Genomic DNA, 19,685 nt, shown 5'->3' on the forward strand with positions numbered 1-19,685 from the left:
GAGCGTGTGCAGCTTCTTTATCGGGAGCGTCGTCTCCTACGCGCTGGAGCTCCCCTACGGCGCGGCGATAGTGCTCACCGAGCTCGCCGTCTTCGGCTGCTTCTGCGCCGCCGCGGGAATAAAGCGGGCGGTGAGAAGGAAGCGGAAGTAAAAACGATCACGGCAAAAAAGAACGCCTTTTTCACTCGCGATAAGGCAGGTGTCCCGAAGGATAGTTCAATAGTTTATTACTATGTACGTGATAAGTCTTAAAACTCTTTGAGAATTGTCTTTACAAATATGCAAGATTAAAATAATTAAAGCGGGGAACTTTCCCCGCTTTAATTCTACCCAATAATACAATTAATCCTGCTTTAACTTGTGCCATTGCATATAAAGTCAACTATTGCCGAAATGAGTTCATTGGGTAATTCTGAATGTTGATATATTGCAGAAGGATCAGCAACATCGATTTTATATCCGAAATGACTTTGATCTTCAAACACACGAAAACTCATATTGTTCTGATCACCAAGTGTGCTTTGCCATAATTGAATGTCTTTGGGAAAGCTCTGTGCGTCCGCTTTGCTGTTGATGACAAGACACGAAAACTCGGCGTTTTTTAGCGTTTTCAGTATATCTAACTCATTATAACTTACCCAGTAATAGTCGCTCGCTCCATAGTAATATAAACCTTTTGCACTATCTTTTGTCGCTGACTTGGCTTCGCTTTCGTACTGACGGTAAGCAGCTTCATTTGCCTTATCGGCTGATATATACTGATCTGCAGCTATTTCCGCAAGGTGCCGTAGCGACGAATTCCAAAGAATAAGCCCTTTAACCCCACACGTTTTTGACAATTCAACCGATATCTGCCCGCCGAGACTATGGCCGAGCAAATAAACTTCCAGCGTTTTTTGTTGAGATTTCAACCAATTATAAGCACAAGTGTAATCGTCATAATACTCTTCCTTCAATCCGCTTTGTTGAGTGAATCTGTCAGCATATCTGTGTGTGCGTTTCTCGATGCGTAAAGAATTAACGCCTTTAGCGGCTAAAGCTATCGCCATATCACGGAAGGGTTCAAGCGAACCGATTGTCTCATTTACATCCGACGGACCGGAGCCCGGAACGAGCAACACAGCGGGTGATCGATCGTTTTTTGAAAAAGTATAAACCGCACTCAAAGCATATTCGCCGCTTTGCAAAATGAAGCTTCTTTCCGTAACGCCGTTTTCATATCTCTTTTCATAAGTATCACTTTGTTCATCCGGTAAAGAAGCAGAGATTGAAATCTCATTTTGATTGCCGGCCATAGAACATGATGTCAAAAGCAAGATCAGAGCGAAACTAACCACAATGACTCTTTTCATAACTACCTCACATTTCATAATAATTGAACCAAAGGCCCGATATCTTCCCGCCGTGGAAAACGTATTTTATAACTAAACCGAGTTTTTCGTATTTGACATATTGAAGTATCACATTCCGATCGTTTGGATCTAATTCGTTTTTTTCGAGACCGACAAAATTTCCAAGAGGTTTTAACGTATCTTTTCTGATTATTTGATAAACCTCTTTCGGCATATATGACTTGATTTTTTCGTTGAGATAATCATAGAGAATGTCCGTGTCATTGTTTATAATTGCTTCGGTACAGACTATAACCGCTTTTTGACGCTTTTCATCAAGCAGAACAATTCGCCCTTCTGTTTTATCGAATATATTTCCGCCGCTTTCAATAACAGACAGTGCTTCATTCAACAGCTTCAACGTTCTGATTTTTTCGGCTATAAGAGCGTGTATTTTTGCTTGATTTATTTCAATAGCTGAACGTAGATCTCCGCTATCGTTTTGCAAGTCGCGTATATCTTTCAGTGTCAGACCAAGCGAACGAAGAACAAGTACGTTTCTGATATTATCTATTTGCGCGGATGTGTAATGCCTTCTTTGAGTCCCAAAGACTTTTGTGCTTGATATTATGTGCTTTTCCTCGTAAAAACGCAATGTGCGCGAAGTGATGCCCAGCATACGGCAGACCGTATTTATATCAAACAATTCTCCACTCATTTTCCCACCCTTTTCATTATATCACTTGACGTTGCGTCAATGTCAAGTATTATAGTATTAAAAATGCCAACTCATTCTTTTTATTTTATCTTTCCGAATATTACCCTCTTTTTCGCGGCATAATAAGCGCGAAAGGACAGGTGAAATTATGCAGTTATCCCAAAAAGAATCCTCCCTGCTCAACGAGATGAAGGAGCAGGAAAAGCTCTGCATCGAGAAATACGACAAGCACGCCCGATGCGCGCACGACGGGCAGCTCAAAAACCTTTTCACGCAGCTCTCCTCCGCCGAGGGACAGCATTTAAGCTACCTTGACCAGATAGGCGAGGGCAGGATCCCGCAGGTCAGCGCCGCGGGCGGCAGCATCCCCTCCGGCTTCACTCAATGCTACGCCTCCGAAACGCCGGAGAAGCACGACGACTGCTACCTCTGCACCGACCTGCTGACCGGAGAGAAGCACACGTCCTCGCTCTATGACACCTGCATATTCGAGTTCCGCGACGAGGGCGTCCGCAACGTGCTGAACGCCATCCAAAAACAGGAGCAGAACCACGGCAAAACGCTCTACGACTATATGAGCGTCAACGGTATGTATCAGGTCAACTGAATACGCGAAAGCGGCTTCCGCTCGGAAGCCGCTTTAAGTTACTGTCGTTTGCAAAGCAAACATATCGCATTTGCCGAAAGGCAAATATATCGTATCGGCATCGACGATATATCGCATTTGCGTCAGCAAATATATCGCGCCGAGCGGCGCGAGACATATCGCGGGCGAAACCCGAAAAAAGCAGATGGACGATATGCGCCCAAGGGCGCGCGATATATCGCCTTAGGCGACACGATATATCCGCTGGCGGATACGATATGCCGGCTGAACCGCCGCGATATGTTCGCCTTCGGCGAACGGGTGCGCCGCTGCGCGGCGCTTTCCGTTTATTCTTCGTCGTCGTAAATGCCGGTGATGAGCTCCTTGGCGTAAGGCAGAGATTCGATCCAGGCGCAGAAGACGTGCCACTCGTCCAGCTTGTGACTGCGGCGCGCGTGATGGATGTTTATCAGCGTCTCGTAGTTCAGCGTGCAAGTACGCATCTGGTTATAGCTCGACGGGAGCAGCTGTATCATACTGTACCAGAGGGCTTTATCCTTCGTCTCGTTATACTCGAGCCGGAGCGCCTCCAGCCGGTCGACGACCTGCTGCATAACGACCTTGCTCGCGTCGTCCATACGGTCGACGCTCATATCGTCCATCGAGAAGGGCTTGCTGTGGATCTTATGCATCGTGCTGCAGGAGTTGGCGACGGTGGCGACCTTGTATGTATCGTATTCCTTCCACCAGTAAAGCGGCGCGTTGATGTCTACGGAAACGAATATCTGGCGTACGAACTTGCGGTGGTCGCTGCCGCTCTTGCAGAGGCGGACGGCGAGGGAAAGGTCGTTTTCGCCCAGGACGTAGTTGCCGTTTTCGTCATAATAGCTGTCGCTTTTCGCCCAGCTGTTGAGCGGGTTTCGCGCCCCGCGTATCGCGTTCTCGAAGTTCATCACCGAGGTGCGCATAAGTTCTATCATTTCATTCGCCTCCGTTCGTTATTTCGCAATTATCAAAGAATTATATGTACTTCGCCGAAGCGGAACTCCCTGTATTCGCCGTTGGACGCGACGATCAGACTGCCGGTGTCGGAAATGTCGATCGCGGTGCCGCGGAAGGACTCCTTGACGGTGACGACCTCGACCTCCTGGCCGATGACGGCTGAAAGGTCGCGCGCTTCGTCGACTATGTAGCCGCGCTGCCATTCGACAGCGTCGGACTGCCCGAACTTCACCTGCGCGCTGCCGAAGTAGGCGGCGTAGAAGTGCTCGATGAGCGACGCCGCGAGGACGTTCGGCTCCGGCGCCTTGCCGGTAAGCTCCTCTATCGAGCCGGCGATATTGCGGATGGACGCGTCGTAGCCGCCGGGAGGCGTTACGGTGTTTATCCCGACGCCGACTATGCAGTACGCGGGGCAGCCCGCCTCCATATTCATCGTCAGCTCGGTGAGTATGCCGCCGATCTTTTTGCCGCCGGAGACTATGTCGTTAGTCCACTTGATCGCGGGCTTCAGCGAAGTCGAAGCGGCGATCGCCTTGCAGAACGCGACTCCCGCAAGGGTGGTCACGAAGGAGACGTCGCTCGCCTCGAGCGCGGGACGGATGAGCATGCTCATGTAGACGCCGCAGTCGCGTTCACTCTCGAAGCTCTTGCCCTGCCTGCCTCTGCCGGCGGTCTGCTCGCGCGCGATGACGACGGTGCCGGAGGGCGCTCCCTCGTCCGCGAGCGCGCGGAGCACGGCGTTGGTCGAGCCGGTCTTGTCGACAAGCTTGATATCGACCCCCGCGAATTCGCGCGGCAGGTTCGCCTTTATGCCCTCCGCGTCGATAAGGTCGGGGGAGAAGTTGAGGCAATAGCCCTTGTTCGTGACGGAATAGATCATATTCCCTTCTTTTTTAAGCTGCAGGACGGCCTTCCAGACGCTGCAGCGGGTAACTCCCAGCTGCTGCGCTATCTTTTCGCCGGAGACGTATTCTCCGCCCGCCTCTTTGAGCAGTTTCAGCACTTTTTGCGACGTCGACGACATTTGCGGCACCCCCGATTTTAACGATTTTCCGCCCCTTAAGAGCGGATTGTCAACTTGATACTTATATTATAACATACAATCGGGAAATATCAAGCGTCTTCGACAATTTTTCCGTCGGAAAGCGCAATAATTCTTCCGGCGCCGGCGGCGACCTTCATATCGTGGGTTATGACCACCAGAGTGTGCCCGTTACCGTTAAGCTCGCGCAGCAGCGAAAGCACCTCCGCGCCGGTGCGGCTGTCGAGGTTTCCGGTCGGCTCGTCGGCGAGGATTATCGGCGGCGAAGGCGCGATCGCGCGGGCTATCGCCACGCGCTGCTGCTGCCCGCCGGAAAGCTCCGCGGGCTTGTGCTCACGCCGCGAGGAAAGCCCCGTCGCGTCCAGCGCGGCGAGCGCAAGCTCGCGCCTGCGGCTTCGCGGAACGCCGCGGTAAAGCAGCGGCAGCTCCACGTTCTCCAGCGCCGTCAAAGTCGGTATGAGGTTGAAGCCCTGGAATATGAATCCGACTCGCTCGCGGCGTATCGCGGAGAGCTTCTTTTCCGAAAGGCGCGCGACCTCCCTGCCGCAGAGCGCGAAGCTCCCGCGCGTCGGCACGTCGAGGCAGCCGATTATGTTCATCAGCGTGGATTTTCCGCTGCCGCTGCTGCCGATTATCGCGACCGATTCGCCCTCCCGCACGGAGAGCGAAACTCCGCGCAGCGCCTCGACGTCGCGCTCCCCGCCGCCGTATATTTTCCACGCGTTTTCAAGCCGTATCACTTCCATACACACCACTCCCGTTATTCTATTCTGCCCGCAAAAACGCGATTTTCGCGGGCACGGCGGCGATTTTTCTTGACATAATCAGGTTTTGAGGTTATTCTTATTGTGTATAATTGTGGGAAAGGCGGCTATTTAAGGTTGCTATGAGAAGGATAAGGATATTTGACACGACGCTGCGCGACGGGGAGCAGGCTCCCGGCTGCTCGATGCACGTTGAGGAAAAATGCGAAATGGCGCACCGGCTCGAACGCCTCGGAGTAGACGTTATCGAGGCGGGCTTCGCCGCGGCCTCGCCCGGCGACGCCGAAGCGATCGCCGCCGTCGCCGCGAGGGTGAAGGACGTTTCCGTCGCTTCGCTCGCGCGGGCGAACAGGCACGACATCGACGCCTCCTACGCGGCGCTGAAAAACGCCGCCGCGCCGCTGCTTCACGTCGTTATCTCCACCTCAGACCTGCACATGGAGCGCAAGCTGCGTATGACGCGCGAGCAGGTGCTTGAAGCGATCGCCGAGAGCGCCGCCTACGCGTGTTCGCTCTGCGGCGACGTGGAATACTCCTTCGAGGACGCCACCCGCAGCGACCGCGAATTCCTCGCGCTGTGCGTGCGCGCCGCGCTGAACGCGGGCGCCTCCACCGTCAACGTGCCCGACACCGTCGGCTACGCCGTGCCCGCCGAGATGGCGGAGCTGATAAGCTATCTGCGCGGCGCCGTTCCGGAGCTGGAGGGCAAGGGGCTCTCCACCCACTGCCACAACGATATGGGGCTCGCGGTCGCGAACTCCATCGCCGCGGTACGCGCCGGGGCGACGCAGGTCGAATGCACCGTCAACGGCATCGGCGAACGCGCCGGCAACGCCGCCCTCGAGGAGATAGTCATGGCGCTGCGCACCCGCGCCGACGTCTTCGGCGTCGAGACCGGCGTGAACACGAAGCAGATATGCCGCGCGAGCCGCACGCTTTCGCGCATCACCGGCATTCCGGTGCCGCCCAACAAAGCCATCGTCGGCGCGAACGCGTTCGCGCACGAATCCGGCATCCATCAGCACGGGATGCTCGCCGACCGCCGCACCTACGAGATCATCTCCCCCGCCGACGTCGGCGCGGGCGAGGAACGCATAGTGCTCGGCAAGCACTCCGGCAGGCACGCCTTCGAGGAGTACCTGCAGTCGCTCGGCTACGCCTTCGACCCCGCTCGCGTGGACGATTTCTTCGCGGACTTCAAGCTCCTCTGCGACCGCAAGAAGGAGATCTCCTCCGATGATATCGAGGCGATAATCATGCACAAGGCCGCGGCGATACCGGAGACCTACACGCTCTCCGCGTTCGTCGTAAACAGCGGCAACGTCATCTCCTCCACCGCTACCGTCACGCTGGACAGGCAGGGCGAAAAGCGCGAGGGCGTCGCGATGGGCGACGGACCGGTCGACGCCGCCTTCAAGGCGGTCGAGAGCGTCACGGGGCTGAAGATGAAGCTTGACGACTACTCCATACGCAGCGTTTCCGAAGGCGGAGACGCGCTCGGCGAAGTCAGCATCCGCGTCACCTGCGACGGCAGGCAGTTCATAGGCAAGGGGCTCTCCACCGACATTATCGAATCTTCGCTGCTCGCTTACGTCAACGCGGTCAACCGCATTATCGCGGCGGGCGAAAGGAGCGATGAAAATGCTTGAGATATACGACTGCACTCTGCGCGAGGGCATGCAGGCGGAAGGGCTCTCCTTCTCCGTCTCTGATAAGCTCGCGGTCATAAAGGCGCTCGACTCGCTCGGGGTTTCGTACATAGAAGCGGGCACGCCCGGCTCGAATCCGAAGGACGAGGAGCTTTTCCGCGCGCTCGCGGACGTCAGCACCGACGCCGAGCTCGTCGCCTTCGGCGCGACGCGGCGCAAGGAGCTGAAGGCGGATGAGGACGAAAACCTCGCCGCACTCGCCGGCGCGGGCACGAAGGTCGTCACCCTCTACGGCAAGGCGTGGGACAGGCAGGTCACCGAAGTCCTCCGCACCGACCTCGACGAAAATCTCGCGATGGTGCGCGACAGCGTCGCGTTCCTCAAAAGCGCGGGCAAGCGCGTCTTCTTCGACGCCGAGCATTTCTTCGACGGCTTCGCCGGCGACGCGGATTACGCCCTCGCGGTCATCGAAGCCGCGCACGAAGCGGGCGCGGAGCGCGTGATCCTCTGCGACACCAACGGAGGCACTCTCCCCCATGTAGTCGGCGAAGGAGTCGCCGCCGCGAAGAAGCGCCTGCCGGACGCCGTTATCGGCATCCACTGCCACAACGACGCCGGACTCTCCGCCGCTTCCACGATAACCGCCGCGCTCGCGGGCGCGGAGCAGATACAGGGCACCTTCTCCGGAGTCGGCGAACGCTGCGGCAACGCCGACCTGACCTGCGTCATACCCGACCTCGAGCTGAAATGCGGCTTCAGATGCCTGCCGGAAGGCAAGCTCGAACGCATCACCCCGGTCGCCCGCAAGGTCGCCGAATATCTCAACATAAAGATCCCCAACCGCGCGCCCTTCATCGGCAAAAGCGCCTTCGCGCACAAGGGCGGCTCGCACATCGACGGAGTGCTGAAGAACTCCGCCGCCTTCGAGCATATCGCGCCGGAGGCGGTCGGCAACAAGCGCCGCCTGCTCGTAAGCGAGCTTTCCGGCAGAGCCGCCGTACGCAAGCTGCTCGAGCGCATCCTGCCCGACACGCCCGTATCCGACGCCGAGGTGAACGCCGTGCTCGCGGAGCTCAAGCGTCTGGAGGCGCAGGGCTATCAGTTCGAGGGCGCGGAGGAAAGCTTAGAGCTGCGCGTTCTCGCGCTGCTGGGACACCGCAAGAAGCCGTTTGAGGTGGACTACTTCAAGATCATCGGCGAGACCGACCGCGGCGAGGGCTGCACCGCCACCGCGATGATATCGCTGCGCGTCGGCGAGGAACGCAAGGTCACCGCCGCCGAGGGCATCGGCCCGGTCAACGCGCTCGACAACGCGCTGCGCAGAGCGCTGACGGCGTTTTACCCCTGCATTTCGCAGGTGATGCTGCGCGACTTCAAAGTCCGCGTCATCGACAACAAGGACTCCACAGCCGCGAAGGTCCGCGTGCTCATCGAGAGCACCGACGGCGTCTCCGCGTGGAACACCGTGGGCGTTTCCGCCGACGTCATCGAGGCGAGCTTCATCGCGCTGTCGGATTCGCTGGAGTATAAGCTGAGATAAACGTCCGTTATTACCTTTTATTTAATTGAATAAACCGCAAAATACCACTTGATTTTCGCGCAAGTTGTGTTATAATGTTTATCCCACGGGGGCGCACCGGTTTCGACAGGGATTCGGAACCCGTATAAGCGAGCAGTGCTGCGGACGCACTTTAATACCCGCAAAAAACAATAAACGCGAATAACGAATTTGCGATCGCTGCCTAACTAAAGGCAGCCGTCCGCCGGGAGAGTACCGCGGCTTCCGAACGGGCGTCATCGAGCGGTGCACGTGAACGCGCAAAGCTTTGAGCGCGTCATGAAAAATGAAGCTACCCGACTCCGCGGCCTGCCGGACCGGCGGCGGACGAAGGGAATCTTTTAAATAGCCGGCTACGCTCGTAGAAAGTGCGGCGGATGGGTTTTTGGACAGGAGTTCGACTCTCCTCGCCTCCACCAATAATAAAAGCACCCGTAGGGGTGCTTTTATTATTGGTGGAAATGAAGACGCCCTTGCGGGCTGATGAAGGAATGAAGACGCTTCGCTAATGAAGAAATGAAAAATGAAGAAACAAACGTTGCCGGCGTCTTCGCTTCATTAGACGCTATGCGCCGACTTCATTAGGCGCCGCGCGCCGTCTTCATTAGGCGGCCTTGCCGCCGATTTCATTTTCTTCTTAGAGGATTGAAAAATTCACACTTTTCTTGTATAATGAAAAAAGAAAGCCGATAAATCGGGATTTATGGGGGCAATATGATAACCGAAGAACATAATCATTTATTTTTTGCGTTCGATGAAATAGATAAGGACATTTCGGCGATGATAATACAAATTGCAGAGAATATGTACGATAGGTTGATTTCCCAATTTGAATTACCGGATTCAAAAGAAAAATATACGTTAACTATTTGTCCGGATATTAAGACTTTTATGGAGCAGTCCGGCAAGGCGGAGGAAACATATCAGCCTTGGATGGTGGGAAACGCAAATCGTACAAAACGCTCTTTGTGCATACTTTCACCGAGGATCGTCAGTGACAGAAGCCTTGAAGATATGCTGTGCGTTGTGAAGCACGAGATAACGCACATCGCACTGAACGCGTTAAATCCAAAGGATCCCGATGATATGTCAATGTGCCTTTCTGAGGGAATAGCGGTATATATGGCTGAGCAGATATACCCAAACCGATTGGATATAAATAACTTTCCCAAGGTGAAAGAACTTGATGATGAGAAGTTCTTTTATGAACACGACGGATATAATTATTCAGGCGTATACATAGGTTTCTTGATTAGAAAGTACGGCACGAAAGTATTTAGTAATATTTATGCCGAGACGGAATGCTTTGACAACTATCTTTATGACGGTTATGAAATTGATGCTATAAAGTCATTTATATAGGAACAGACCGGCAGACAACTTCCGGCTTGTTGAGGCAAATCGGAACGGAGTTAAAAGAAGACAAGAAAACGTCCCTTGTCCTATATTTATCGATTTTAAGTTACCTGACGGAGGCAGTGCTGCAGTATGGAATTGAGGTTGGAAATACCTAATCAGACACACGAGCAAGAATATGCTCACGTGATGGATAAATGGGAGACAATGGAAGAGTGGATTCAGCCAGAGCTGATGCGGCGGGGAAAAACTCCTTATAATAAGTGGCTGGAATATTGCGAAGATGATCGTACAAAGGCATCCATGCTGTCTACCCACATACCCGCAACCTTGTATTTCCTGGTGAACGAAAAGCAGGAAATACTCGGCGGTATCGTCATCAACCACTCCGACACGAACCGAGGACATCTTCATGCCGGTATCGTCCCGTGGCACAGGGGAAAGGGCTACGGAACGACCATGACGACCCTTGCTTTAAAAGAATGTCAGAAAATGGGGATCAGTAAAGTTCACATATGCCCAAACAGTAAAAACAAGGCTGCTATACAGGTAATTCTGAATAACGGCGGTTATCTGTTGGATGAATTCACGGAAGAGGGACATATGATTGAACGCTACGAGATATTCCCTTTATAAAGAAGTTTTGGCATTCTACGAGGCAGTCGGGTTTACCATATTCAGAAGATATATGGAGATGACTTCATTTCAGGTTTGTCAAGCTGCATGGTGTGTACCTTTTGGGAGTACTTACACAATAAAAAACACCCCTATGGGTGCTTTTTTATTGGTGGGAAAACGGCGAGGAGAGTCGAAACGAGCTCCGAAGGCGCGGAGCGGCAGCGACATTGGCTTCGGCAGCAACGCTCCGGCGGAGCGTTGCGAAAGCGAGAAGAGACCTAATCAACCACCTGACACGCGGTGAGCGGGCAAATACTGTTGATTTTACTCAATAATAGCACGGCAGGGCTTTTGGAAAGCCCTGCCGTGATTCTTTTATTACGATTCTTTAACTTAACGCCGCCGCTTACTTTATCGCTTCGGTCCAGTGCTCGTAGGCGAAGCGGTCGGTAAGCATATACGCCGCGATCGGGGTTCCGTCCGCGGGGTTCAGCGTGACGTCGGAGACCTTCAGGCTTCCCTCTCCCGCGTAGGTGAACGAGCCGCCGAGCATATAGGAATCCTCATAGGTCCCGTCGTAGGCGTAGCGGTCGCAGATCGGCTGGATCTTGTCGCCGTCGGTCAGCTCCGCCGCCTTCGCGACGGTGTCGGTCTGACCGTCCGCGTAGATATAGCGGACGCCGGAGACCTCCGCGCCGCCGTTACGGAAGGTGACGAGCAGCTCCGCGCGGTCGCCGTTGATCAGCACGGGAACGCGGCCGTGGATCACGGTCGCGCCGTTCTCCTCGACGCTGTCGGTGAAGTAATACGCGACGGGCTGGTTGTTTATCGCGATCCACATACCGTCGTATTCGCCGATAAGGTCGCCATCTTCGTCGAAGCTGAAGATCGAATCGAGCCCGAGGTCGATATAGCCCCTGCCGTCGTCAAGGAAGACGTTGAGCTGAATATCCGCGACCTTCGCCCACTCGGATTCGGGCAGCGAAAGGACGCTGCGTCCGTCTTTTTCCGTCCAGATCAGCGGCGAGGAAATGCGGGCGTCCTCCACCACTTCTATCAGCGTATCCTCGGGGATATCGCGGTCGAAGACCCTGTCGCTTCCGAGCAGCGAGCTGAGCGAGAAGCCGCCGTTTCCGCCGCCGAGCAGCGAGCCGATAAGATCCGCCACGCCGCCGGAAGAACCGGCGCCTCCCAAGCCGCCGAGCAGCGAGCCGAAGGGAGACGTGCTGCCGCCGCCCGCCGCCTGACCGCTTACCTCAAGCGAGGCAAACTTCTTGACGCAGGCGGTGTAGTCGTCGTCAAAGCCGATCGCGTCGAGCTGATTCACAGCGGTGCTGACGCGGCTGGCGGAGCGGTACGGGAAGTACGCCGCCAGGCCGTAGGCGTCGGTAACTCCGCCGCCGACCTTGTTGTATTTGACCGCGCTGAGAAGCGCGTTCGCGAGCGAACGGCTCTCGGCCGTATCGAGAAGCAGAGAAAGATGCACGAGGTCTATCTGGTCGAGCTTGCTGGAAGCGCCGAATTCGCGCGTGTCGCCTCTCGCTTTCGAGACCTCTTCATAGCCGCTGCCGCTGATGGTATCCGCGGTCTTCTTCGCGAACGCGGTCAGCTCGTCGGGGATCGTCGCGGAAAGCTCCGCGAGGTCAGTCACCGAAAGGGTGGTCTTCTGTCCCCTGCACTGCTGCGCGCAGGTCTGCACGAAGTCGTCGGCGATTATCTTGCCGAGCGAAGGGGTATCTATCGCGGGGTTTTTGCCGAGCTCCGTCAGCCAGCGGGTGTGGTACCAGCCGATGCCGGGTTCGGTCTCCTCGCTGCCGATGAGGTAATCGGCGTAGGGCGCTACCGTCAGCGCGGTTTCCACCGACGCCATAAGGCAGGCGTCGAAGCCGACGAAGTCGAAGCTCACGCCGCCGTCCTTCAGCGCCTTCGCGATCGAGGAGAGCGTCATCGAGCCGGAATCCTTCTTGGTTTCGTCGTAGCCGAAGCCGGAGACCGAGCCGCCGCCGTGATCCCACATGACGAGTATGTTGCGGTTCGCCGGATAGCGCCTCGCACACCAGCTGATGAAGCCGGAGAGCGCGGAGGGATCGGTCATCGATTTCCTGCCGCCCGCGTCCTTCTCGAGCAGGCGCAGGCCGCCGTTTTCAACGGAGTATATCTGATGCGCGGTGTTTGAAATGCCGCTCGTCTTCCACTGGCTGCAGCCGCCGGTGTATACTATCAGGTTCACGTTCGATCCGAGATCCGCCTGCGCCATTTCGCGCAGGTCCGCGGTCGCCATGCCCTTTTTGGATTCAAGGTCGGTGCCGCAGAGGTAGACCATGACGGTAACGGTGTCGCGGGCGTCGCCGTAGAGGACGGTGCGCTTCGCCGCCGCGGACGAGGAGTCGAGCTTGCCGGTGTTGTCGCTGCCCGTCCACGTGCCGTCGCTGTATGAGCTGTTGCCGAGGAAGCTGCCGAAGAGGGACGTTATGCCGCTGTTCTGAGTCTGGGAGGGAGTTTCCTCCCCTCCGCCGCCGAGGAGCGCGGTAAGTCCGCCGCCTCCGCCTGCGAGCAGTACGATGACGGCGATGATGATACCGATAATGCCGCCCTTGCCGCCGCCGGCACGTTCTCCGCCGCCGCCGTAGCCGCCTCCGCCTCCTCCGCCGCCGCTTCTGCGGGCGGAGTACGCGTCACGTTTGCCTACCGGCCCCGTGCCGAGCCCGCCGCCGTGGGTACCGACGCTGTTGCCCATACCTCCGCCGACGCGCTGTCTTCCGACGGGTCTGTTGCCGTTTTCATTCGCCATGAAGAAACCCTCCTTGTCGATGTCTGTATATCGAATGATTTTATGATAGCAGATTTTGCCGAAAAATGCAATCATAACCGCAAGGAAAACGCTTTTTATTGATTCTGCGAATAGTTTATGCTATAATTACACAAAACAGCGCTGAATTAACGCTTCGCGCGCGGAAGGAGCGGCATTATGATAATAGATTATCTCGGGCACAGCGGATTTCTGGTCGAAACGGAAAAGGCGCTGATGCTCTTCGACTACTTCCGCGGCGACCTCTCGATAATCGAAGGCAAGCCGCAGGACAAACCGCTTTTCGTCTTCGCGAGCCACGCGCACCCGGACCATTTCAACCCGCAGATCTTCTCCCTCGCGGGCGGCGGACGGACGGTCAGGTATCTGCTTTCGCACGACGTGCGGCGCAAGGCGTCGCCGCCGCCGGAAGCGGACGTTGCCTTTCTCGCCGCGAACGCCGAATACGAGATCGGCGGGCTCGGCAGAGTGAAGACCCTGCGCTCGACGGACCAGGGCGTCGCCTTCTTCGTCGACGCCGGAAGCGAAACGGTATACCACGCGGGCGACCTGCACTGGTGGGCGTGGGAGGGCGAGCCGGAGGTATGGCTCGCCGCGCAGGAGCGCGACTACCGCCGCGAGATTGAAAAGCTCGCGGGCGAGCGCATCGACGCCGCCTTCGTCGTCGTTGACGACCGGCTCGGCGAAAACTACGCGCTCGGCGCGTCGCTCTTCCTCTCGCTCTGCAAGCCGGCGAATATACTGCCCATGCACTTCTGGGAGGACGCCGGAGTCGCCGGCCGCTTCTCGCGGCTGCCCGAAACGCTCGCGTCCGGCGCGCGCGTGCTCGACACCGCGAATGAAACGCACTGGAAAATATAAAGGAGGAACCGCAATGCAGTTCAAAATGATCCACGAAAACTACAACGTCGCCGACCTCGGCGTTTCGCTGAAATTTTACGAAAAGGCGCTCGGGCTGACCGAAAAGCACCGCAAGGAAGCCGCCGACGGCTCCTTCATCATCGTCTATATCGGCAACGAAAGCAGCGAGTTCGAGCTGGAGCTGACCTGGCTGCGCGACCATCCGCAGAAGTACGACATCGGCGAGGAGGAGTTCCACCTCGCGTTCCGCACCGACGACTTCGACGCCGCGCACAAGCTCCACGAGGAGATGGGCTGCATCTGCTTTGAGAATCCGTCGATGGGGATATACTTCATCCAGGACCCCGACGGCTACTGGCTTGAGATAATCCCGACAAGATAACTCCCGTGGTGAACTCAAATCTCCTACTTGACTTATTCTATGGTTTGTAATACACTAATCATATACATTGCTCTTCAGTTAAGCGAGGTGTGACGATTGGGGAAGATAAGGGTTTTATTCCCGTATGTTGAAGCCGGATTCGGACATATCATGCCGATGCGAGCCCTCGAGCAGACCTTTCGCAAAAAGTACGGCGACAGAGTAGAAGTTATCTCCTCCGAGTTCTACACCGAGACCGGCGACAAGCACCTTGCGAAATACGAACAGGCGCTTGCCCGACAGGTGCGTATGTACAACCGAGCCCCGTTCGTCGGCTATGTTGCGACCGGCTCCTGCGAGTTTTTCGGGAGCACGCTTTCGTCCTTCGCCTCCATGCGCTTTATCGGTCCCGTTGCCTGCAGCAGAGGCATAAAGCATATGCGCGAGCTTGCGCCGGACGTCGTGATAAACACACATTGGGCGCCTCACTACTACGCGAAACGCATCAAGCCGGAGCCGCTGACGATCATGTACTGCCCCGACGCGCAGCTCAACAAGCTTTTTGAGTATCAAAGCGATATGGTGCTTATAAGCATGCCCAAGGGCTACGAAAAAGCAATATCAAAACGCCGCTTCAATGAAGACAACCTGAAACTCGTTCCTTTCCTCATTCGCAATGAGGCATTCGATATAACCGAGGACAAAAAGACGCTCCGCCGCCGACTCGGACTGCCGGAGGGCAACTTCACCGTCCTGCTCGTCGAGGGCGCTTACGGTATAGGAAAGATCGAGGAAATGACAAAGCTGCTCATCAAGGAACGTCTGCCGATAACGGTCATCTCCGTCTGCGGAAAGAATAAAAAGCTCTTTGAGCGCATGCAGGGTTTCAAGGCGGCGGACGAGGTCACCTTCAGGCCTTATTCCTTCGCCGAAAACATGCTCGACCTGCACGCGGCGTCTGACGTATTCTGCGGAAAAAGCGGCAATATGCTCGCCGAGGCGACCTTCTACGGAAACCCGTCTGTCGTCACGCATTTCGCCAACCTCATAGAACGCAATATAGCCGATCATTATATCAACACCGTCGGCTGCGCGATAAAGCAGTTCTCCGTTAAAAAAGCGGCTGAACTGATAAGATCCTTCGCGCAGGACGAAACTCTGCTTGAACCGTACCGCCAAGCCGCGCGCGGATATCGCATACACTTCGGCTCCGAAGAGGCCGCCGACGTCATCTGGGAGCGTATCGTGCAGAATTTCCCGCAGCTCGCCGACGCGGAATAATAACGCAAAAGGAATACTTTTTCGCCACGGCGGAAAAGAAAACGAGATGAGTTATTCACAAATCGTCACGCTTATCATGAATATACTCTTTACCGCCCTGGGAGTGCTGATGGCGCATTTCGCCGTCTTCGCGCTCGCGGGTCTTTTGCGTAAAAAATCATACCCTAAAACCGAAAAAGTCAACAACTTCGGCATCATTATTCCCGCGAGAAACGAGGAATCGGTGGTCGCCGGACTTATTGAAAGCGTCAGGAAAAACCGCTATCCGCAGGATCATCTGCACATCTTCGTCATCGCGCACAACTGTACCGACCGCACCGCAGAGATCGCGCGCGAGCTCGGAACGACAGTCTATGAATACAACAATCCGAACGAGCGCACGATGGGTTACGCTTTCAAGCATCTGTTCTCCTGCATCGAGCGCGATTACGGGACACAGTCGTTCGACGGCTTCTTTCTCTTCAACGCCGACAACATCCTCGATATCGATTACATAGCACGAATGAACGATGCATTCGAATACTACGATCGGGGCTCCGTCATCACATCCTTCAGAAACTCGAAAAACTTCGGCAAGAACCTGATATCCGGTCTCTACGGAATGTACTTTGCCGTCGGCTCCCGACTCGAAAGCCGCGGCAGGACGCGCCTCGGCTGCTCGACGCGCGTACAGGGCACCGGCTATCTTATCAGCTCAAAAGTCGTTGAGAACGGCTGGCCTTACGTTTCACTGACGGAAGACTGGGAATTCACCGCCGATCAGATTCTTTTCAATAACAACATCAGATACTGCCACGACGCTGTGTTTTACGACGAGCAGCCGACCTCGATCCGCATCATGTGGCGCCAGCGCGTCCGCTGGTCGCGCGGACACCTGCTCGTGTTTTACGCGCGATTCAAAGAACTGTTCCGCGGGCTTTTCAAAAAGGATACGAAACACCGCGTCTCTCTTTATGATATCACTGTTTATATAATGCCGGTAACGCTGTTCATGATGCTGCTTCAGTTACTGCAGTTCGTTTTGCTCGCGATCACACCGCTGATTGAAAGCGGCGTCACGCTGCGGCAGGTGATGCTCGGCGATACGCTGAATTTCTGGACGTCGGGCGGACTGCTGTTTTCGTTTGCCAGGTCGTCGCTTTATTCGACAGCGGTGATGATGCTTATAGCGATCACGGTCTTCATCGTCGAGCGCAAGCGCATAAAAGGAGTGAGTTTCTTCAAAAAAGTGCTCATAACTCTCTTCTGGCCGGTATTCCTTTTTATACAGCTCCCGATGGATATCCAGGCGTTTTTCTCCAGAAATCTCGGCTGGAAGCCGATACCGCACAGCGACCAGACAAAATTCGAGCACGTGAATCGACCCGAACGCGATCTTTCCGTATAACGATCCGCAAACCTGCCCGTAACGGCGGGTTTGCGGCATTTTTTAACAAATTTGTGTTGACAATTCCCGTTTTGTCATATATAATCAAAGCAGGTTCTAATTATTACAGAGGAGGAAATCACTATGTTTTGTCCGAAATGCGGAATGGAGCTGCCTGACGGCTCCCAGTTCTGCCCCGCTTGCGGCGCTCAGTTGGGCGCTCAGACTCCCGCGGCCACCGAAGCTGCGAAACCCGCCGGTAATGCCGCCGGTGCGTTCAAACTTCCCGACGTTTACCATCTGATCGTCATGGGTTGGACCCTTTTGGTCTTCATCTTCGGCTTCCTGCCGCTCTTCGGTTACTCCTATGACTACGGATTCGGCTACAGCGGAAGCGAATCGTTCTCCATCCTGCACAGCCATATGTTCGATGCCAACGTGCTGCTGGGCTTCGCGAAGATCTTCATGATCATCTCCATCATTATCTTCGTGGTCTATATCGTTTCCCAGTTCATTGACTTCAACCAGCTGCTGAAGATCCCCTTCAACGTTGCCGAGAAGTCCACGCTTGCGTACTACTGCGTATATGCCGTTTCGATGCTGTTCACCCTCATCGGCGCCATCATCGAGAGCGGATTCCACCCCGCTGCCTGCTGGTATATCGCGACCATCCTCTGCGCGGCCGGTTTCTTCCTTATCCTCAAGCCCGATCTCGTCAAGAGCTGGTTCAGCAGCATCAAGAAGTAATCACGGATTAACGAAAAAAGAACCGCCCGGGCGGTTCTTTTTTTGTGCGCAAAAACGCGGATATTGCGGTTTTTTCGCGCAAGCGAACGCATATTTTGTGTCCGCGTCGGAGTGTGTCGCCGCGCGTCGAACGGTTCTTTGGCGTATTAAGCGGAAAACTCTTGAAAATACATGAAAGCGGTATTATAATACAAGAAGACCGCGAAAAATACGCAAATAATATTTGAGAGGGGCCCGCAATATGGAGTACAAAGTACTTATTGCAGACGACTGCTTCGGCACCGAATCCGAAGCGGCGCGCATTCTCAAAGGGTATGGTATGCAGGCGGTTTTCTGCGGAAGGGACGGCAGAGAGGTAGTTAAAAAGACAGACGACCTGAAGCCGAACGCAGTTGTGATGAATTTGTCCATGCGGAGCATAGACGGACTCGGCGTGCTTTCGCTGATGAAGTCAAAGCCGGACGCTCCGCGCTTCGTCGCCGTTTATTCCGGAGACGACAGCGCTCCGGTCGAGGAGGCGATGGAGCTCGGAGCAGCGTACTGCGTCCCGCTGCCGATCGACCGTAATCTGCTCGCTTCAAAGCTTGACGAATTAAAGTTCAGAGCCGAGACCGCTTCGCTCAACGCCGCTCCGCCGAAGCCGAAGCGCGACGTGGAGGCGGAGATAACGGAGCTGCTTCACACGCTGGCGGTGCCGGCGCACATAAAGGGCTATCAGTATCTGCGCGAGGCGATAATGCTCACCCTGCGCGATATGGATCTGATCAACTCGGTGACGAAAGAGCTTTATCCCATGGTCGCCAAACGCTTCGGGACCACGCCTTCGCGCGCCGAACGCGCGATAAGGCACGCGATAGAGGTCGCCTGGGACCGCGGCGACGTGGAGGTACTGAACGGCTTTTTCGGCTACACGATACGCTCCGACCGCGGCAAGCCGACGAACAGCGAATTCATCGCGCTCGTTGCTGACCGCCTGCGGCTGAAGGCGATGTAAAACCGTAAATCAAAAGGACGCTCCCGAATTCTTCGGGAGCGTCCTTCTTCATATTCGTTATCAATACCACTTGAACTCGATGGTATTCATAAACTTCTCGACCTGCGAGGCGTCATAACCCTCTTTATAGACGGTGTAAAGGATGCGGTAATAACTCCATTCCATCTGGTTTCTGCTCTCGGTGAAGGCGATCTTTATAACGTAGATGCACCAGTCGGGCATACCGTAGTGGTTTATGATCTCCTGGTATTCGTAGGTGCGTCCGTTGACGGTCTTCGTCTGAACCGGGGCTTCGTTGTCATACTCGTGGTAGGCGACGACGTCCGCGTCGTAGCGGTCGACCTCGACCATGCAGCTGACGCCCATATCGGTGAAGAGATTGCCCTGATGATTCGCGGGCAACTTAAACGAAACGCCGTCGTCTTCATAGGTGAGCGGGTCGGTGAACTCCTCTTTTTCGCCCCACTCGAAGCTGCCGGCCGAGCCGGCGGACGAGCTTTCCTTCTCGCTGCTGCCGGCGCCGGAGCCGCTTCCGCCGGAGGCGGTCTCACTTCCGGAGCCGCAGCCGAAGGTCAGCAGCATTGAGGCGATAATGAGCATACACAGTATCAGACGTTTTTTCATATTGTTCCCCCGTTATGT

Annotated in this window: 18 protein-coding genes, 1 other RNA gene and 1 pseudogene; 13 read left to right on the plus strand and 7 right to left on the minus strand. The window is 55.3% G+C overall.

Annotated elements, in window-relative coordinates; all coding sequences use genetic code 11:
• Positions 1 to 353: 353 nt before the first annotated feature.
• Entirely contained in the window at positions 354 to 1,352 is a 999-nt protein-coding gene (locus IJL83_01850) for a hypothetical protein (GenBank protein ID MBQ6552351.1), read from the minus strand.
• A gap of 7 nt (positions 1,353 to 1,359) precedes the next feature.
• Positions 1,360 to 2,049, minus strand: a complete 690-nt coding sequence (locus IJL83_01855) for a MerR family transcriptional regulator (GenBank protein MBQ6552352.1) — start codon at positions 2,047 to 2,049, stop codon at positions 1,360 to 1,362.
• Between the two features lie 148 nt (positions 2,050 to 2,197).
• Here IJL83_01855 and IJL83_01860 point away from each other — a divergent pair, with 148 nt between their 5' ends.
• A complete protein-coding gene (locus tag IJL83_01860; protein ID MBQ6552353.1) occupies positions 2,198 to 2,656 on the plus strand; it encodes a spore coat protein in 459 nt (152 codons plus the stop codon).
• 326 nt (positions 2,657 to 2,982) lie between these two features.
• On the opposite strand, the gene IJL83_01865 is transcribed toward IJL83_01860, so the two are convergent.
• The 3 genes from IJL83_01865 to IJL83_01875 form a co-directional block, all read right to left on the minus strand.
• Complete coding sequence (locus IJL83_01865) at positions 2,983 to 3,615, minus strand: hypothetical protein (protein ID MBQ6552354.1); 633 nt, start codon at positions 3,613 to 3,615, stop codon at positions 2,983 to 2,985.
• Between the two features lie 32 nt (positions 3,616 to 3,647).
• Entirely contained in the window at positions 3,648 to 4,661 is a 1,014-nt protein-coding gene (locus tag IJL83_01870; GenBank protein ID MBQ6552355.1) for a biotin--[acetyl-CoA-carboxylase] ligase, read from the minus strand.
• Between the two features lie 89 nt (positions 4,662 to 4,750).
• Positions 4,751 to 5,425 carry an ABC transporter ATP-binding protein gene (locus IJL83_01875; protein MBQ6552356.1) on the minus strand — a complete coding sequence of 225 codons (675 nt, stop codon included), beginning with the start codon at positions 5,423 to 5,425 and terminating at the stop codon, positions 4,751 to 4,753.
• A gap of 140 nt (positions 5,426 to 5,565) precedes the next feature.
• Here IJL83_01875 and IJL83_01880 point away from each other — a divergent pair, with 140 nt between their 5' ends.
• The 5 genes from IJL83_01880 to IJL83_01900 all read left to right on the plus strand — a co-directional run bounded on the left by IJL83_01880 (position 5,566) and on the right by IJL83_01900 (position 10,642).
• Complete coding sequence (locus tag IJL83_01880; protein MBQ6552357.1) at positions 5,566 to 7,092, plus strand: 2-isopropylmalate synthase; 1,527 nt, start codon at positions 5,566 to 5,568, stop codon at positions 7,090 to 7,092.
• The gene (locus tag IJL83_01885) at positions 7,079 to 8,632 is read left to right on the plus strand and encodes a citramalate synthase (protein ID MBQ6552358.1); all 1,554 of its coding nucleotides are present in this window, start codon (positions 7,079 to 7,081) and stop codon (positions 8,630 to 8,632) included. Before IJL83_01880 ends, IJL83_01885 begins: the two co-directional genes overlap by 14 nt.
• Positions 8,633 to 8,719: 87 nt before the next feature.
• Positions 8,720 to 9,069, plus strand: a transfer-messenger RNA (tmRNA) gene (ssrA, locus tag IJL83_01890).
• Positions 9,070 to 9,364: 295 nt separating this feature from the next.
• Entirely contained in the window at positions 9,365 to 10,012 is a 648-nt protein-coding gene (locus IJL83_01895; protein MBQ6552359.1) for a hypothetical protein, read from the plus strand.
• Positions 10,013 to 10,138: 126 nt separating this feature from the next.
• Positions 10,139 to 10,642 (plus strand): GNAT family N-acetyltransferase, encoded by a 504-nt coding sequence (locus tag IJL83_01900; protein MBQ6552360.1) that lies wholly within the window; start codon positions 10,139 to 10,141, stop codon positions 10,640 to 10,642.
• 388 nt (positions 10,643 to 11,030) lie between these two features.
• On the opposite strand, the gene IJL83_01905 is transcribed toward IJL83_01900, so the two are convergent.
• Positions 11,031 to 12,947: a peptidase C11 gene (locus IJL83_01905; GenBank protein ID MBQ6552361.1), complete on the minus strand. Its 1,917-nt coding sequence runs from the start codon at positions 12,945 to 12,947 to the stop codon at positions 11,031 to 11,033.
• Between the two features lie 265 nt (positions 12,948 to 13,212).
• Here IJL83_01905 and IJL83_01910 point away from each other — a divergent pair.
• From IJL83_01910 to spo0A, 7 genes and pseudogenes are all read left to right on the plus strand, one after another.
• Positions 13,213 to 13,350, plus strand: a pseudogene (locus IJL83_01910) (hemagglutinin).
• A 242-nt stretch (positions 13,351 to 13,592) separates the two neighbouring features.
• Complete coding sequence (locus IJL83_01915; protein ID MBQ6552362.1) at positions 13,593 to 14,294, plus strand: MBL fold metallo-hydrolase; 702 nt, start codon at positions 13,593 to 13,595, stop codon at positions 14,292 to 14,294.
• A 13-nt stretch (positions 14,295 to 14,307) separates the two neighbouring features.
• Positions 14,308 to 14,676: a VOC family protein gene (locus IJL83_01920; protein ID MBQ6552363.1), complete on the plus strand. Its 369-nt coding sequence runs from the start codon at positions 14,308 to 14,310 to the stop codon at positions 14,674 to 14,676.
• Between the two features lie 150 nt (positions 14,677 to 14,826).
• The gene (locus IJL83_01925; protein MBQ6552364.1) at positions 14,827 to 15,936 is read left to right on the plus strand and encodes a hypothetical protein; all 1,110 of its coding nucleotides are present in this window, start codon (positions 14,827 to 14,829) and stop codon (positions 15,934 to 15,936) included.
• Positions 15,937 to 15,982: 46 nt separating this feature from the next.
• The gene (locus IJL83_01930) at positions 15,983 to 17,323 is read left to right on the plus strand and encodes a glycosyltransferase family 2 protein (GenBank protein ID MBQ6552365.1); all 1,341 of its coding nucleotides are present in this window, start codon (positions 15,983 to 15,985) and stop codon (positions 17,321 to 17,323) included.
• Between the two features lie 123 nt (positions 17,324 to 17,446).
• Positions 17,447 to 18,049 carry a zinc-ribbon domain-containing protein gene (locus IJL83_01935; protein MBQ6552366.1) on the plus strand — a complete coding sequence of 201 codons (603 nt, stop codon included), beginning with the start codon at positions 17,447 to 17,449 and terminating at the stop codon, positions 18,047 to 18,049.
• A gap of 241 nt (positions 18,050 to 18,290) precedes the next feature.
• A complete protein-coding gene (gene spo0A, locus IJL83_01940) occupies positions 18,291 to 19,043 on the plus strand; it encodes a sporulation transcription factor Spo0A (GenBank protein ID MBQ6552367.1) in 753 nt (250 codons plus the stop codon).
• A 60-nt stretch (positions 19,044 to 19,103) separates the two neighbouring features.
• On the opposite strand, the gene IJL83_01945 is transcribed toward spo0A, so the two are convergent.
• Entirely contained in the window at positions 19,104 to 19,667 is a 564-nt protein-coding gene (locus IJL83_01945; protein MBQ6552368.1) for a hypothetical protein, read from the minus strand.
• Positions 19,668 to 19,685: the final 18 nt, after the last annotated feature.

The sequence above is a fragment of the Clostridia bacterium genome, assembly GCA_017438525.1.
In the GTDB taxonomy this organism is placed as follows: domain Bacteria; phylum Bacillota; class Clostridia; order Oscillospirales; family RGIG8002; genus RGIG8002.

Excerpts from the sequence above, each read along its gene's own strand:
- IJL83_01875 (MBQ6552356.1), bottom strand. The coding sequence starts at position 5,425 with ATGGAAGTGATACGGCTTGAAAACGCGTGGAAAATATACGGCGGCGGG.
- IJL83_01895 (MBQ6552359.1), top strand. The coding sequence starts at position 9,365 with ATGATAACCGAAGAACATAATCATTTATTTTTTGCGTTCGATGAAATA.
- IJL83_01860 (MBQ6552353.1), top strand. The coding sequence starts at position 2,198 with ATGCAGTTATCCCAAAAAGAATCCTCCCTGCTCAACGAGATGAAGGAG.
- IJL83_01915 (MBQ6552362.1), top strand. The coding sequence starts at position 13,593 with ATGATAATAGATTATCTCGGGCACAGCGGATTTCTGGTCGAAACGGAA.
- IJL83_01855 (MBQ6552352.1), bottom strand. The coding sequence starts at position 2,049 with ATGAGTGGAGAATTGTTTGATATAAATACGGTCTGCCGTATGCTGGGC.
- IJL83_01945 (MBQ6552368.1), bottom strand. The coding sequence starts at position 19,667 with ATGAAAAAACGTCTGATACTGTGTATGCTCATTATCGCCTCAATGCTG.
- IJL83_01865 (MBQ6552354.1), bottom strand. The coding sequence starts at position 3,615 with ATGATAGAACTTATGCGCACCTCGGTGATGAACTTCGAGAACGCGATA.
- IJL83_01905 (MBQ6552361.1), bottom strand. The coding sequence starts at position 12,947 with ATGGTCTACCTCTGCGGCACCGACCTTGAATCCAAAAAGGGCATGGCG.
- IJL83_01935 (MBQ6552366.1), top strand. The coding sequence starts at position 17,447 with ATGTTTTGTCCGAAATGCGGAATGGAGCTGCCTGACGGCTCCCAGTTC.
- IJL83_01900 (MBQ6552360.1), top strand. The coding sequence starts at position 10,139 with ATGGAATTGAGGTTGGAAATACCTAATCAGACACACGAGCAAGAATAT.
- IJL83_01920 (MBQ6552363.1), top strand. The coding sequence starts at position 14,308 with ATGCAGTTCAAAATGATCCACGAAAACTACAACGTCGCCGACCTCGGC.
- IJL83_01930 (MBQ6552365.1), top strand. The coding sequence starts at position 15,983 with ATGAGTTATTCACAAATCGTCACGCTTATCATGAATATACTCTTTACC.
- IJL83_01850 (MBQ6552351.1), bottom strand. The coding sequence starts at position 1,352 with ATGAAAAGAGTCATTGTGGTTAGTTTCGCTCTGATCTTGCTTTTGACA.
- IJL83_01925 (MBQ6552364.1), top strand. The coding sequence starts at position 14,827 with ATGCCGATGCGAGCCCTCGAGCAGACCTTTCGCAAAAAGTACGGCGAC.
- IJL83_01880 (MBQ6552357.1), top strand. The coding sequence starts at position 5,566 with ATGAGAAGGATAAGGATATTTGACACGACGCTGCGCGACGGGGAGCAG.
- IJL83_01870 (MBQ6552355.1), bottom strand. The coding sequence starts at position 4,661 with ATGTCGTCGACGTCGCAAAAAGTGCTGAAACTGCTCAAAGAGGCGGGC.
- IJL83_01885 (MBQ6552358.1), top strand. The coding sequence starts at position 7,079 with ATGAAAATGCTTGAGATATACGACTGCACTCTGCGCGAGGGCATGCAG.
- spo0A (MBQ6552367.1), top strand. The coding sequence starts at position 18,291 with ATGGAGTACAAAGTACTTATTGCAGACGACTGCTTCGGCACCGAATCC.